Raw genomic sequence first — 12,940 nt, 5'->3', positions numbered from 1 at the left:
GCACCGCTGACGCCGGGACGTGCAGGCGCCCGGCGTCAGCGGAGGCGGGGCGGCGGACGGGGTAGTGTCCGCGGCCACACCTCTTGCTTCCCGATCCGTCCGGCGGTGGATGCGGCGGGGCGGCAAAATCTCGACGGCGTACCCGACGGCGCCCGGTGTCCGGGACGCGGGCCGCTTGCCTCCCGCCGGTACGGGGTACCAGGGGTTCATGATCACCGACACCTCCACGCCCTCCGGGGGATACACCCGGCCGGACATCGACGTACGGGCCCTCACCCAGGTGCTCGACGGCGAGTACGCCGAGATCCGTGAGCTGGTCCGCACGAACCTCGTGAAGCACGCCTCCGTCCTCGAAGAGGCCGAGGAACTCGACATCGACGCGTTCCGCGAGCGGGTGCGCGAGCTCGCCGTCGCGATGGCGGCGACGGGACAGACGGGCATGGGCTTCCCGAAGGAGTACGGGGGCGGCGGCGACATCGGCGCGTCGATCGCGGCGTTCGAGACGCTGGCGTTCGGAGATCTGTCGCTGCTGGTGAAGGTGGGCGTGCAGTTCGGCCTGTTCGGGGGCGCGATCCTGCATCTCGGCACCGAACGCCACCACCGCGCGTATCTGCCGGATCTGATCACCGGCAAGCTGCTGGGCTGCTTCGCGATGACCGAGACCGGGCACGGCTCGAACGTCCAGGCGCTGGGCACGGTGGCGACGTACGACGCGGACAGCCAGGAGTTCGTCATCACCACGCGGGGCGAGGCCGCCCGCAAGGACTACATCGGCAACGCCGCCCGCCACGCCGAACTGGCCGTCGTCTTCGCGCAGCTCGAAGTGGGCGGCCGGGCCGAGGGCGTGCACGCCTTCGTCGTGCCGGTCCGGGTCGACGGCTCACCGGCGCCGGGCGTCCGGATCGAGGACGACGGCCGCAAGATGGGCCTCAACGGCGTCGACAACGGCCGGATCGGCTTCGACGGCGTGCGGGTGCCGCGGGAGGCGCTGCTCAACCGGTTCGCCGACGTCACTCCCGAGGGCGTCTACGAGAGCCCCATCGACAACCCGGGCCGCCGCTTCTTCACCATGCTCGGCACACTGGTCCAGGGCCGGGTCAGTGTCGGCGGCGGCGCGATCAACGCCGCGAAGGTGGCGCTGGCGATCGCCACGAAGTACGCCGTGCGCCGCCGGCAGTTCGACGCGGCGCCGGACACCGAGGAGCAGCTGCTGCTCGACTACGGGATGCACCAGCGCCGCCTCCTGCCGCTCATCGCCCGCACCTACGCCCTGCACTTCGCCCAGGACGTGGTCCGCACCCAGCTCCACGAGGTCTTCTCCGGGCGGACCGACGACGAGCAGGCGCGGCGCGAGCTGGAGTCGCGGGCCGCCGGCACGAAGGCGCTCGGCACCTGGCACGCCACGCGCACGATCCAGGAGTGCCGTGAGGCGTGCGGCGGCGCGGGCTATCTCGCCGTCAACCGGTTCGCCGCCCTGAAGGCCGACAGCGACGTCTTCACCACGTTCGAGGGCGACAACCACGTGCTCCTCCAGCTCGTGGCCAAGGGCCTCCTCACCAACTACGCGCACGAGTTCGAGGACATGGACCAGCTCGGCATGGTGCGGTTCGTCACCGGCCAGGCCGTCGAGACGGTCATCGAGAAGACCTCGGTGCACAAGCTCCTGGAGCGGGTCCGCGACCTGCTGCCCGGTGGCGACGAGTGGGACCAGGAGGCCGGTCTGCTCGACTCGGAGTACCAGCTCGCCATGGTCCGCTTCCGGGAGGAGCACATGCTCGCCGGTCTGGCGCGTCGCCTCAAGCGCGGGATGGACCAGAAGCGGGAGCCCGGCGCCGTCTTCTCGCATGTGCAGGACCATGTCATCGCGGTGGCGCGCGTCCACGTCGAACGGCTGGTCCTCGAAGCGTTCGTCGACCGGCTGCGCACGCTCCCCGACGGCGACAACAAGGTCGCGCTCGGGCTGCTGTGCGACCTGTTCGCCCTGTCCACGATCGAGGCCGACCGCGCCTGGTTCATGGAGCACGGCCGGCTCACCGTCCAGCGCTCCAAGGCGATCAGCCGTGAGATCAACGACCTCTGCCGCAAGGTCCGGCCGCTCGCCGTCGATCTGGTCGACGCGTGGAACATCCCGCCGGAGATGCTGCGCTCGCCCGACCTGGTGGGCTGAATCCCGGCGGAGCCTCGGGCCGCGCCCGCTCAGACCAGTCCGGTGACCGTCACGGTGACGTGCGCCGGGACGGCCTGCTCGGGGAGCGCCGCATCAAGATGTTCCTGCGCCGCGCGGCGGGCGGCGCGGGCGACGTCCACGGTGCGGGCCCGCCCACGCGCGACGAGCTGGATCTCGACGCGCCAGGGCCCGGTGCCGTCGACGGGCCCGGTCAGCCGCACACCCGCCGACGACACCGGGCCGGTCGGCTCCGCCGCTTCCGGGCGGGACAGCGCGGACCGCAGCCGGCCCGCGAGGTCGGGCTTGAGGAAGGCGACGTCGGGCAGGCTCGCCACGGCCCGGGCGATGTCCTGGGAGAGGGTGCCGGGCACGGTGTGCGGGGTCATCGGGTGCCGCCTTCCTGACCGTCGGCGAGACCGGTGCTGTCGATGAGGTCGGTGATACGGATGTCCACCGAGTCGATCTCCATGCCCAGCCGGAGGTCCGCCGTCTCGCGCACCCGGACCCGGACGTCCTCCGCGAGATCCGGCAGCTGGGCGTCGGCCGGTGCGTGGATCTCCAGGCGGACCTCGACGCGGTCGGCGGCCGCGCCGTCGGCGGGCCGCAGCCGGCAGGAGCCGGCCCGGACGCCGGGCACCGTCTCGGCCGCCGCCCGCAGGGTCCGGGCGGCCACCGCCTCCATGACCCACAGGTCCTCGTCCGGTTCTCCGAGCGGCAGCGGGCGCCCCGGCCGCAGTTCGAGGCGGACGACGTCCATGACGCGGCGGGTCAGCGTCGACGCGTCGTATCCGGCGTCGTCCAGGGGCTCCTCGCGCAGCCCGCGGACCGCGCTCTCCAGCCGGTCGAGGTCGCCGACGGCATCCCGGCAGTGGGGGCAGGTGCGCAGGTGGGGATCGTCGGACTGCTCCTCCCACAGCTCCCAGACCAGGGACAGCGGCCTGCCGCAGGCCAGCCGCTCGTCGTCGGCCAGGCCGTCGTGCGGGTTGGGCGGTTCTGTGTGAGCGGTCATCGCCAGGCCCCCAGCGCTTGTGTCAGACAGCGTCGTGCACGGAAGACGCGGGCGCGGACAGCCTCCTGGCTGATTCCGACCGCGTCCGCGATGAATTCGTAGGACCGGCCGTCCAGTTCGCGCAACACCCAGCAGGCACGCTGTTCGGCCGACAGCTGGTCGAGCGCCTGGCTCAGCTCCCGCACCGCGTCGCGCCCCTCGGCGATCCGGGCCGGTGACACCACGTGCTCGGGCGCGGCCACCTCCCCCGCCGACTCCAGGGGAGCGGCGGGTCGCCGGCCGCGCAGGATGTTCAGGCAGCGGTTGGTGACGATGCGGTACGTCCAGGTACCGAACGACGCCTGGCCCTGGAACTCGGGCAGGCGCCGCCAGGCGCTGATGAACGCGTCCTGCACGGCGTCCTCGGCCTCCGTGCGGGTGCCGAGCAGCCGGGTGGCGAGCCGGATCAGCGCCGGGGCGTGGTGCTGCACCAGGGCCGCGAAGGCGTCCTCGTCCCCTTCCGCGGCACGGACCACCAACAGGGTGTCGTCTCTCGCGCCCCTGCCGTCCGGCGGTGCGGTATCGATGCGGGCCCCCGCCACTGGGCGGCTCCTCTCGTCTCGTCCTGCTGGTTGGACACACCCGTGCGGCGTTCTGTTACGCATCACTTTCGGGCAGGTCACCGCCGGTCCCCGGTTCCGTCCGGCGCGGCGGAGAAAGATTCTTCGATCCGCCGCGTCACAGATGCGGCCGGGGCGGGTCTATCGGAACGAGCGCAACGGAACACCGGCGAACCGCTAGAGGAAGAAGGCCACAACATGACCACCAGCACGCAGACCGCGCCGACCACGAAGGACGTCCCGGCGGTGCGCACGGGTCCGTCGGTGCGGACGACGGCGGTCTCCGGTGGCGCCACCGGAGCCGACCAGCCCGCCGCGGACCGCGGCAGGACCTCCATCGCCGATGTCGTCGTGGTGAAGGTGGCGGGCATCGCGGCCCGGGAGATCCCCGGCGTGCACGACATGGGCGGTGGCCTGTCGCGCACCATCGGCGCGGTGCGCGACCGGGTGCCGGGCGGGCGGCCGAACGTGGGCCGCGGGGTGAAGGTCGAGGTCGGCGAGCGGCAGACCGCCATCGACCTGGATCTCGTCGTGGAGTACGGCGTCCCGATCACGGACGTGGCGCGCGATGTGCGCGAGAACGTCATCTCGGCGGTGGAGCGCGTCACCGGCCTCGAGGTCGTCGAGGTGAACGTGACGATCAACGACGTGCACCTGCCCGAGGACGACAGCGAGGCCCCGGCCTCGGACTCCCGCGTGGAGTGACCCGTTCGCGGTGCCCAGCAGTCAGCGGACAGGTGACCGGCGCGTGACGGCGCCGGGCGAGAGGGGACGAGAGTGGCAGGGAGCAGGGCGTTCGTCGGGATGGCCGCCGGCATGGCACTGGCCTTCGCGGGATACTTCGGAGGCTTCGGGGCGTTCCTGCTCGTGGCCGCCCTCGGCGGTCTGGGGGCCGCGGCGGGCCACTGGTACGACGGCGGCGGCCGCCTCCAGGAGCTGCGGGACGCCTATGAGCGGAGCCGTCGATGACCGCGCCGGCCCGGCGGGGCACGACGGTCGTGTCCGAGCGGGCGGTGCGCAAGATCGCCGAACGGGCCGCCGTCGAGGCGGCGCCGACCGGCAGCCGTCCCGCGAAGGACACGGCGAAGGGCTCGGCGACCGTACGCGGTCGGCGCGCGGACGTCGCGCTGGAGGTCGCCCTCCCCTGCCAGGCGTCCCTGTCCGACACGGTCCGCCGGGTGCAGTCCCACGTCTCGGACCGCACCCGGGAGCTGACGGGACTGCACGTCGGCACCCCGCGCGTAGGGGTCACCGCGCTGCTCCCCGCGGGGCCGGAGTGGAGCGCGCCGGTGCCCGAAACGGCGGTGCCCGCCGGGCGGACGCCGCTGCGGTGGTGGTCGCCGCGCAGGCTGCCGACGGGTCTGCTGACACTGGCCGGCACCGCGCTCTGCGGCGCCCTCGCGCTCGATCTGGTCCTGGTGCACCTCGCGCACCGCCCCGCCGCGCTGTGGCGCACGGAGTCCGTGCACTGGCTGACGGGTCACGGCTCCGCCGATCCGGCCGTGCGCGTGGGTGCCGGTCTGCTCGCCGTCCTCGGCGCCTTGATGATCTTCCTGGCGCTCTCCCCCGGCCGCCGGGGACTGCTCACCGTTTCCTCGTCCGATCCCCGGGTGCGGGCAGCCGTGGACCGCGCGGCGGTCGCGCTCCTGGTGCGCGACGCCGTGGCCGGCGTGCCGGGCATCGGGCCGGTCCGGGTGCGCGTGGGACGTCGGCGCGCCTCGGTCCGGGCCCGGCTCGCCTTCGGGGAGCGGGAGACGGCACGGACCGCGGTGCGGGAGGCGGCGCGCGGCGTGCTGGACTCCTGCGGCCTGCGGCGCCCGCTGAAGCTCCGGGTCCGGGTCCGGCCGGACGACTCCTGGGAGCCCACAGGGCCGAGTCTTCCGCAGGCGCCGGACACGCAGGCGCCGCACACGAAGGCGCCGGACGCGCAGGTCGAAGGAGGCCGCAGCTGATGTCCCGTAGCCGTACGGTCCTCAACCGGCTCACGCTCGCCGTGCTCGGCGCGGTCCTGCTCGCGGCGGCCCTCTGGCTGTCGGCCGGGGGGACGTCGTGGGCCCCTGATCTGCCGGGCCGGTGGCCCGCCCCCAATCCGCACACCCCGATCGTGCCCGCCGAGCGGCTCGCCTCGCTGCGCGAGCGGGGCTGGTGGACGCCGGCCGTCATGACGGTGTCCATCGTCGCGACCCTGCTCCTCGCGTACGGAAGCGTAAGGATGCTGCGCAGCGGATTCCGCCGGACGGTGCCGCTTCCCGCGCCCCACAGCGCCCTGCGCACCGGGGCTCTGGAGGACACCCTGACGCGACGGGCGACGGCCGTCGACGGAGTCGCGCACTGCCGGGCCCGCACACGGGTGCGAAGGAAGCGACTGGATGTCGTCCTGCGGGTAAGACTTCGGGAGGACACCTCTCCCCACACCGTGCTGCCGGCCCTCACCGGGCTCGCGCACGACACGGAGACCGTGCTCAGCCCGTACCGTCTCCGCCTGCACATCCGGCTCACCAGCCGCTCTCACCGAAGGCCTCATGTCCGCTGAACCACATGCCTCCGCCAGCCGCCCACGCTCGTTCACCGCGAGATGGCGGGCCGCCCGCTTCCCCGCGGAGTGGCAGGCCGCACTGCGCCGCACCCCCCTGTCCATGTGGCGCGACGACGTGTCGGACTACGCGGCCGCCCTCACCTACTACGCGATCCTCGCCGTACTGCCCTCGCTGCTGGTCACCGCCATCGGCTTCAGCCTGATCAGTCCGGGCACGGCGGAGGCCTTCGTCGCCCATGTCACCGCCTACGCCCCGGCGGAGTCGGGCACCCAGCTCCACGACGTGCTGTCGCGGACCCTGCGGGGCGGCACGGCCGCGTGGACCCTGCTGATCGCGGGCGCCGCCAGCGGGCTGTGGTCCGCGTCCAGTTATCTCGCGGTGTTCCGCCGCGCGCTGCACCGTATGCACCGGGTGGCGGACCACCGCTCGCCCTGGCACAAGGCCCACCGCATCCTGATCACCGCTCTGGCACTGCTCGGTCTGCTGGTGCTCAGCGCGCTCGTGCTGCTGCTGACCGGGCCCGTCGCCGAGAGTCTCGGCCGCACGCTCGGGTTCGGCACCGAGGCCTCCTGGGCGTGGAGTCTGCTGCGCTGGCCGCTGCTGATGGGCGTGGTCGCCCTGCTGGTCGTCATCGTCTTCCACACCGGTCCGGTGGCGGCGCGGGTGCGCGCCCACAGCATCCCCGGCGGCATTCTGGCGTCCGCCCTGTGGCTGATCGTCTCCGCCGGGTTCGCCGTGTACGCGTCCGCGCTGAGCACGTACAGCAGGCTCTACGGGTCCCTCGCCGGTGCCGTGGTCTTCCTGATCTGGCTGTGGCTGTCGAACCTCGCGCTGCTCGCCGGTGCGCAGTTCACGGCCGAACTCACCGCTCAGGAGCGGCGGGCCGCCGCCGACTGACCGGCGGCGGTGCCCCCGGTCGGCGGCGCGCGGGGCAAGCTGCATGCGAACTGCCTGTTGTCGCGTCGTGTCGTCCGGTGGGATGGGAACCACGACAAGAGGGCTCCCCGTGGTGCGGTCGGGAACGCTCGATGTCCTGGAACAGGGAGCGCCCATGAACACCCGGATCGACATCTTGTCCGCCGCGGGGCCGGAGTTCGGCCGGGCCGCTCGGCCCCTCGGCGCGCAGGACCACGGCACGGCGGGCCCCGCCCGGCTCATCGGCCGCGAGGCGGAAGTGGCGCTGCTGCGGACGTTCGTGCGGGACGCGTCGTCGGGCGGCGCGGCCCGTGTCGTGTGCGGCGCCGCGGGGTCGGGCAGGTCGGAGCTGCTGGAGGCGGGCGTCGCGCTGGGGGCGGCCGCGGGGATGTCCGTCCTGCGCTGCGCGGGTGTGCGGGGCAGCACGCCGTCCGACCTGTCCGGCCTGTTGCAGATGCTGTGGCCCCTGCTCGGGGACGCGCGGCTGCCGTCGGGCAGGGGGCAATTGCGGGTGCTGGAGGAGCTTCTCGTGGACGGCGCGCCGGGCCGGCGGGACCGGGCCCGGCTGCCGTTCACCGTGCTCGAGGTGCTGGAGTCGGTCAGCGCCGTGCAGCCGCTGCTGATCGCGGTGGACGACTGGGACGCGCTGGACTCCCCCAGCGCCGACGTGCTCACGTTCGTCGCCCGTCGCGTCGACGGGCATCCTCTGGGCCTGCTGATGACGGCTCGGACGCATCCCGCGGGCCCGCTGTCCCCTGCGGGTCTGCCGATGCTGTCCCTGGGCCCCATGAGCCTGCCCGAGTCCGCCGCGCTGCTGGCGGCGCGGCGCCCCGGTCACGATCCGCAGGCCGTGCGCGACCTGATGGCGCGGGCCGCGGGGAACCCGCTCGCGCTCCTCGAACTCCCCGCCCGCACCGACGACTCCCTCCCGCAGCTCCCCGCCTCCTCGGACCGGCTGGCGGCCGCGCTGGCTCCCGGGGCCGCGCGGCTCCCGGCGGCGACGCGCGATCTGCTCCTGGTGGCGGCGCTGCATCCGGCGGCGGACATCCCCCTGCTGCTGTCGGCGGCGTCCCGGATGCGCGGCGGCGACTCGCTCGACCTCTCCGTCGTGGAGCCCGCCGAGCGCCGCGGGCTCGTCGTCCTCGACGGCATGCGCATGGACTTCACGCATCCGGCGGTGGCCGGTGCCGTGGCGCACGGCACCGGCCGGCGGCACTGCCGTCGCGCGCACGCGGCGCTCGCCGCGGAACTCACCCGGGGTTCCGTGCGGCAGCTGTGGCACCTCTCCCAGTCGGTCGAGGGCCACGACGCGCACCTCGCCGCCCGTCTGGAGGACGTCCACCGCTCGGCCCTGCGGCAGAACGAACCGGCGATGGCACTGCGCCTGCTGCGGCGGGCGGCCGGACTGCACAGCGCGCCGCGCGACCAGGGGCGCTGCCTGCTGCGGGCCGCCCAGCTCGCGCACGGCGCGGGGTGGGTGCGCACGTCCCGGTCGCTGGCGCGCCGCGCGTCGGACCTTCCGCTCGGACCGCTCGGCTCCCTGTACGCCGAGACGCTGACCCGGCTCGACGGTGACGGCCCGACGGCGGACCCGGCCGGCTGGCCGCGGCCGGAGGGGGCGGCCGAGACGGACAGCGCCCTGGAACTCGCTCACCTCGTCGCGCCTCTCCTGACCGACGACCGGGAACGGGCGGACGCGCTCCTCGCCTACCTCGACGCGCTGCCGTCGGACGTCGCCGGCGACCCGCGTCTGCTGCACGCCATGGCGAGCGCGGCACCGGTCCGCCGGGCCGCCACGGTCCTCGCCCGGCTGGCCGCCCGGGGACCTGACATCGTTGCCATCCGGGATCTCGAACGGCTGGGCGAGGCCGCGCTGCGGGCCGGTGCGCCGCTCGAGGCGCTGGATCTGCACCGGCAGGCGGAGCGGCTCTGCCTCTTCCACGACCTGCCCGACCGGCTGCCCGCCGCCGTGCTCTGGCAGGGGCTCGCGCATCTGGTGACGGGTGACTGGGGGCAGGCCGAGACGGCGTTCCGCCGGTCGCGCGAGGAGGCGGCGCGGCGTGCGCTGAGCGACGAGGGGGCGGCGGCGGAGATCCTCGAACGCCTCACGCATGCGCTGCGTACGGGCACGGTGCCGGAGCCGGTCGACGTGGACGCCCTCGCCGCGGGGAGGGTGCCGGTGGCCGCGCTCAACGAGATCGTCGCCGTCGGCACCGGATGGGCACAGGCGGAGAGCGGTGACGTGGCGGCCGGTCACGCCACGCTCGCGCGTCTCCTCGCCGAACCCGCGCGCTGCACTCCGGCGCTGTTCGCCCTCGTGGTGTTCGCCGAGGCGGCGGCCGCCGTGAACGCGGCCGGGACGGCCCGCGCCCGGCTGCGCTCGCTGGAACGGGACCTGGGGCCGGAGCGGGCACCGCTCGTCGCGGTCGAACTGGCCGTGGCGCAGGCGATCCTGGCGGACGACGAGAACGCGGCGGACCTGTACGAACGGGCCTTCCACATGGATCTGGCGCACCGGCCGTTCCTGGAGGCGTCGTTGCGCCTCGCGCACGGGCGGTGGCTGCGACGGCAGCACGAGTTCACCGACTCGCGGGTGACGCTGCGTCAGGCGGCGGCCGCGTTCGCCATGATGGGCGCCGGGGCACGGGTCGCGCGGATCACCGAGGAGCTGCGGGCCTCGGGGCAGCGCACGGACACCTCCACGGCGGCGGGCTCCCGGCCCGCTCCGGCGGCCGGGCTGCTCAGCGCGCAGGAGCTGCGGATCGCCCGGCTCGCGGGGCGGGGTCTGTCCAACCGGCAGATCGGCCAGGAGCTGGGACTCTCGCCGCGCACCATCGGCGCCTACCTGTACCGGATCTTCCCCCGGCTCGGAGTGACGGCGCGGGCGCAGTTGCCGGGTGTGCTGCGGGCGGCCGACGAGGGCGCCGAGGTGTGAACCGGCGGGTTCCGCCCGGACGAGCCGATCAGTGCAGGTCCGTTCGCTGGGCGAGCTGGGCGCGGGAGTTGACGCCCAGCTTGGGGAAGATCTGGTAGAGGTGTGAGGCCACGGTCCGGGCGGACAGGTGGAGTTGTTCGCCGATGGCGCGGTTGGTCAGGCCGTCGGCGGCGAGACGGGCGATGGTGAGCTGCTGCGGGGAGAGCGCCGTGACCGGGCTGCCCTGGTCGGGTGCGGGGTCGGTGTGGCCAGCGGCGCGCAGTTCCGAGGCGGCGAGGTCGGCCCGGGAGGTGGCGCCGAGGGCCCGGAAGAGGGACTCGGCGACGGTGAGGGGTGCGCGGGACTCGACGACACGGCGGCGGCGCCTGAGCCACACGCCGTGGCTCAGCCGGGTCATGGCGTGCAGCAGGGGCCACGGGGCGATGTCGCCGTCGAGGGCCGCGCGGTACCGGGCTTCGGCCTCCTCGTCCGGCGCGAGGGCGGCGTCGGCGTAGGCGAGGATCTGCCGGAGCAGCGGGGCGCGCCCGCCGCGGGTGCGGTCGGCGATCTCCTTGACGACGGTTCTGGCGTCCTCGGCCTCTCCGGCGGGCAGCGCGGCCTCGACGAAGAAGGCCAGGCCCCAGAACTGCTGGAACGAGTACGGCGTGGTCAGTTCGGTGAACGACGCGCGCAGTTGGGTGTACGCGTCGGCGTAGCGTCCCGATCCGGAGGCGGTCAGGACGCGGGTGAGAGTGGCGAGGTTGAGATGCTGGCCCTGGCCGAGGTGCCGGGAGGCTCCCTCGATGGCCGCCGCGCGTTCCAGCGCCTTGTCGTGGTGGCCCTGGAGCGCTTCGATCAGGCCCTGGGCGCCGGTGGCGCGGGCCGCGTAGTTGTCGAGGCGCAGCCGGGTGGCGATGGTGCGGGCCTCGTCGGCCATGGCGTGCGCGGTCTGCCACTGGGTGCCACGCCATATCTCGCCCAGGGCCCGTGCGCCGAGGATGTGCGGGAGCCGTCCGTGGCGACCGGTGGACCGGGCGGCCCGTTCGGCGGTCCCGAGGAGTTCCCCGGCCCGTTCGAGGTCGCCGGTGAGGTGGGCGACCTGGCCGAGGAAGAGCTGTTCGTCGGGGGAGGACACTTCCGCGGCGCGCAGCGGTGTGTGGCTGATCGAGAGCGGGTCGGTGAGGGCCAGGGCGGTGAGTTCGCGGGGCTGCCAGGGTGGGGTGTGCAGGTCCTTCAGCGTGGCGACGACCAGGTCGCGTTCGGGAGCGGCGGCCTGTTCCCACCAGCAGCGGCCCGCGGCCGCGTGCAGGAGTTTTCGGGCGAGTGCCGGATGGCCGGGGGCGACCGAGCGGGCGGCGGCGCAGAGTTGGCCGATCCGCTCGGCGCCGACCGGGGGGTTGCCGGGCAGCAGGTCGTGGAGCCACAGGAGCATGGCCCGGCCGAGGTCGCCGAGTTCGGTCGGGTCGATGCCGCGGGCGTACTGCCGGGCCTGGTCGCCGAGTCCGTGGTTGCAGGCCAGTTCGGCGGCGCGCAGGAGCCGGCCCGCCCGGTGCTCGGGATCCGGGGAGAGCCGGGCGGCCGTCTCCAGTGCGGCGAGCGCGACCAGGAGCGTGGTGTCCGGCCAGGGCCCGGCGGCCAAGGCTTCGACGCGCCGGGCGAGTTCCTCGTCGGGGCCGGTCGCGCACTGGGCGGTGTGCCAGGCGGCGCGGGTGGGGTCGGTGATGCTTCTGCCGAGTGCCGCGTGCGCGGTCGTGCGCCGGGTGGCGGGCACCCGGTGCAGAGCGGCGACGCGGAGCAGGGAGGACGTGAACCGCAGGTGTGGTTGTTCCACGGCGACGAGTCCTCGTGCCGCGACCTCGTCGAGACCCGTTCGCGCATGCTCCGCGTCGCCCAGCAGACGGGCGCTCGCGTCCAGGATCTCCTCCACGAGGGTGGACGTGCTCAGTGCCGCGGTGAGGAGTACGCCGTTGCCCTGGGCCGACAGGGTTCGCAGGTCGTCGGCGAAGGCCTCGGCCAGGAGCGGGGTCGCCGGCAGCATGCCGAACCCGGCCGCTTCCCGCAGGCCGGTGCCGCCGAGGGACAGTTCGGTGAGCGCGAGGGGGTTGCCCCGGGCCACGGCGAGGATCAGCTCCTCCTCGGTGTGGGCCCGTGCCCGGCCCCGGCGGCGGACGAGCTCACGGGCGTGGGGGGCGGGAAGCGCGGTGAGGGCGACGGTGCGCGCCATCCGCGGGAATGGGCCGGCGGAGGGGGTGCGTTCGGTGACGAGGATGCCGACCCGGGTGTCGTGGCACAGGTGGGTCATCGCCCGGAGGGTGTCCCGGCTGGCGGGGTCGAGGCGGTCGAGGTCGTCGACGCAGAGGAGCACGGGCCCGGGGCCGCGGGTGATCAGCCGGAGTGCCGCGCGGGCCAGGACGGTCGGCTCCGGCTCGCCGGTGTCGTCGCCGAACGCCGAGGCCAGCGCGGCACGTTCGGGGCCCGGCAGGTCGCCGAGGCGGGGCAGCACGGGGTGGAGCAGTGCGTGCAGTGCGGCATGGCCGAGGTCCCGCTCGGCCGGCGCCCAGGTCGCCGACAGGACGCGTGTGCCGCGCTCGGCCGCCGCCCGCGCGGCGAACTCCACGAGAGCGGTCTTCCCCGAGCCCGGTGCGCCGGTGAGACGCAGAACCCGGCCGCCGTCGGGCAGCGCGTCCAGCAACGCCTCCACCAGGTCGCACTCGGTCGTGCGACCGATCAGCATCGTGTCGTCGGACGGTCCGTGCGCACTCATGACGCCCTCCCCCGCTGCGGCGCTCCCCCACGGAG

11 protein-coding genes are annotated in these 12,940 nt (G+C 74.4%); 7 read left to right on the top strand and 4 right to left on the bottom strand.

Annotated elements, in window-relative coordinates; all coding sequences use genetic code 11:
- Positions 1-208 precede the first annotated feature (208 nt).
- Positions 209-2,167, top strand: a complete 1,959-nt coding sequence (locus tag ABZ930_RS01025; RefSeq protein ID WP_361539361.1) for an acyl-CoA dehydrogenase — start codon at positions 209-211, stop codon at positions 2,165-2,167.
- A 29-nt stretch (positions 2,168-2,196) separates the two neighbouring features.
- Here the strand turns inward: ABZ930_RS01025 and ABZ930_RS01020 are convergent, their stop codons facing one another.
- The 3 genes from ABZ930_RS01020 to ABZ930_RS01010 are packed head-to-tail and all read right to left on the bottom strand — an operon-like array spanning position 2,197 to position 3,757.
- Positions 2,197-2,553, bottom strand: a complete 357-nt coding sequence (locus tag ABZ930_RS01020) for a hypothetical protein (protein ID WP_361539358.1) — start codon at positions 2,551-2,553, stop codon at positions 2,197-2,199.
- Entirely contained in the window at positions 2,550-3,176 is a 627-nt protein-coding gene (locus tag ABZ930_RS01015) for an Asp23/Gls24 family envelope stress response protein (protein WP_361539355.1), read from the bottom strand. Before ABZ930_RS01015 ends, ABZ930_RS01020 begins: the two co-directional genes overlap by 4 nt.
- A complete protein-coding gene (locus ABZ930_RS01010; protein ID WP_361539352.1) occupies positions 3,173-3,757 on the bottom strand; it encodes a sigma-70 family RNA polymerase sigma factor in 585 nt (194 codons plus the stop codon). The genes ABZ930_RS01015 and ABZ930_RS01010 overlap by 4 nt, the downstream gene beginning before the upstream one ends.
- A gap of 216 nt (positions 3,758-3,973) precedes the next feature.
- Here ABZ930_RS01010 and ABZ930_RS01005 point away from each other — a divergent pair, with 216 nt between their 5' ends.
- The 6 genes from ABZ930_RS01005 (at position 3,974) to ABZ930_RS00980 (ending at position 10,162) form a co-directional block, all read left to right on the top strand.
- Positions 3,974-4,480, top strand: coding sequence for an Asp23/Gls24 family envelope stress response protein (locus tag ABZ930_RS01005; protein ID WP_361539349.1), 507 nt, complete (start codon positions 3,974-3,976; stop codon positions 4,478-4,480).
- 72 nt (positions 4,481-4,552) lie between these two features.
- Positions 4,553-4,744 (top strand): hypothetical protein, encoded by a 192-nt coding sequence (locus tag ABZ930_RS01000; protein ID WP_361539653.1) that lies wholly within the window; start codon positions 4,553-4,555, stop codon positions 4,742-4,744.
- Positions 4,741-5,727: a DUF6286 domain-containing protein gene (locus ABZ930_RS00995; RefSeq protein WP_361539346.1), complete on the top strand. Its 987-nt coding sequence runs from the start codon at positions 4,741-4,743 to the stop codon at positions 5,725-5,727. The genes ABZ930_RS01000 and ABZ930_RS00995 overlap by 4 nt, the downstream gene beginning before the upstream one ends.
- Positions 5,727-6,308, top strand: coding sequence for a hypothetical protein (locus tag ABZ930_RS00990; protein WP_361539343.1), 582 nt, complete (start codon positions 5,727-5,729; stop codon positions 6,306-6,308). Before ABZ930_RS00995 ends, ABZ930_RS00990 begins: the two co-directional genes overlap by 1 nt.
- Positions 6,298-7,209 carry a YihY/virulence factor BrkB family protein gene (locus ABZ930_RS00985; protein WP_361539340.1) on the top strand — a complete coding sequence of 304 codons (912 nt, stop codon included), beginning with the start codon at positions 6,298-6,300 and terminating at the stop codon, positions 7,207-7,209. The genes ABZ930_RS00990 and ABZ930_RS00985 overlap by 11 nt, the downstream gene beginning before the upstream one ends.
- A gap of 154 nt (positions 7,210-7,363) precedes the next feature.
- Positions 7,364-10,162: a LuxR family transcriptional regulator gene (locus ABZ930_RS00980; RefSeq protein WP_361539337.1), complete on the top strand. Its 2,799-nt coding sequence runs from the start codon at positions 7,364-7,366 to the stop codon at positions 10,160-10,162.
- Between the two features lie 28 nt (positions 10,163-10,190).
- Here ABZ930_RS00980 and ABZ930_RS00975 read toward each other — a convergent pair whose 3' ends face one another.
- Positions 10,191-12,905: an AAA family ATPase gene (locus tag ABZ930_RS00975; protein ID WP_361539334.1), complete on the bottom strand. Its 2,715-nt coding sequence runs from the start codon at positions 12,903-12,905 to the stop codon at positions 10,191-10,193.
- Between the last annotated feature and the right edge of the window lie 35 nt (positions 12,906-12,940).

Source organism: Streptomyces sp. NPDC046716 (genome assembly GCF_040645755.1).
GTDB lineage: Bacteria > Actinomycetota > Actinomycetes > Streptomycetales > Streptomycetaceae > Streptomyces.
Note: the sequence above shows the minus strand (reverse complement) of the source record. Positions and strands in the feature narration are given on the sequence as shown.

Excerpts from the sequence above, each read along its gene's own strand:
- ABZ930_RS01025 (WP_361539361.1), top strand. The coding sequence starts at position 209 with ATGATCACCGACACCTCCACGCCCTCCGGGGGATACACCCGGCCGGAC.
- ABZ930_RS01020 (WP_361539358.1), bottom strand. The coding sequence starts at position 2,553 with ATGACCCCGCACACCGTGCCCGGCACCCTCTCCCAGGACATCGCCCGG.
- ABZ930_RS01015 (WP_361539355.1), bottom strand. The coding sequence starts at position 3,176 with ATGACCGCTCACACAGAACCGCCCAACCCGCACGACGGCCTGGCCGAC.
- ABZ930_RS01005 (WP_361539349.1), top strand. The coding sequence starts at position 3,974 with ATGACCACCAGCACGCAGACCGCGCCGACCACGAAGGACGTCCCGGCG.
- ABZ930_RS00995 (WP_361539346.1), top strand. The coding sequence starts at position 4,741 with ATGACCGCGCCGGCCCGGCGGGGCACGACGGTCGTGTCCGAGCGGGCG.
- ABZ930_RS00990 (WP_361539343.1), top strand. The coding sequence starts at position 5,727 with ATGTCCCGTAGCCGTACGGTCCTCAACCGGCTCACGCTCGCCGTGCTC.
- ABZ930_RS00985 (WP_361539340.1), top strand. The coding sequence starts at position 6,298 with ATGTCCGCTGAACCACATGCCTCCGCCAGCCGCCCACGCTCGTTCACC.
- ABZ930_RS00980 (WP_361539337.1), top strand. The coding sequence starts at position 7,364 with ATGAACACCCGGATCGACATCTTGTCCGCCGCGGGGCCGGAGTTCGGC.
- ABZ930_RS00975 (WP_361539334.1), bottom strand. The coding sequence starts at position 12,905 with ATGAGTGCGCACGGACCGTCCGACGACACGATGCTGATCGGTCGCACG.